This window comes from Bradyrhizobium sp. WYCCWR15520 (assembly GCF_056174665.1).
In genome coordinates this window covers 1-561 of the sequence record NZ_JBWBWM010000182.1, presented here as the reverse complement: position 1 = coordinate 561, position 561 = coordinate 1, and the positions used below count along the sequence as shown (strand labels likewise).

Sequence of the window (561 nt, the reverse complement as noted above, 5' to 3'; positions counted from 1 at the left end):
TGGTGACGCCCGCGGCCAAGCGGAAAGCTGTCGCCCATCTCAGAGGCGCCTTCGGGATGAGCGAACGGCGGGCGTGTAAAACCATCGGCTGCTGCCGCATGACCATGAGATACCAGACGACCCGGGCCGACGAAGCCGGCCTTCGCCAGCGCATGCGGGCAATCGCCCAGGAACGTCGTCGTTTCGGCTATCGACGCCTGCACGTGCTGCTCAAGCGGGAGGGCTATCTGGTCAACCACAAGAAGCTGTTCCGGCTGTACCGGGAAGAGAGGCTCGCGGTGCGCCGCCGTGGCGGCCGCAAGCGGGCGATCGGGACCCGGGCGCCGATGACGGTGGCGAGGGCGCCGAACGACCGCTGGTCGCTCGACTTCGTGTCGGATCAGCTCACCGACGGCCGCCGCTTCCGTATCCTCACCGTTGTCGATGATTGCACGCGCGAGTGCCTGGCACTGGTGGCCGATACCTCGCTCTCCGGCACCCGTGTGGCGCGGGAGCTGGACCGGCTGGTGATCGAGCGCGGCAAGCCCAAGACGGTGGTCAGCGACAACGGCACCGAACTCA

At 67.6% G+C, this 561-nt stretch carries 1 protein-coding gene; it reads left to right on the top strand.

Going from position 1 to position 561, the window contains the following annotated elements; all coding sequences use genetic code 11:
• A partial coding sequence (locus tag AC0QUY_RS42765; RefSeq protein ID WP_475391764.1) for a DDE-type integrase/transposase/recombinase occupies nucleotides 1-561 on the top strand: 561 nt, incomplete at both ends.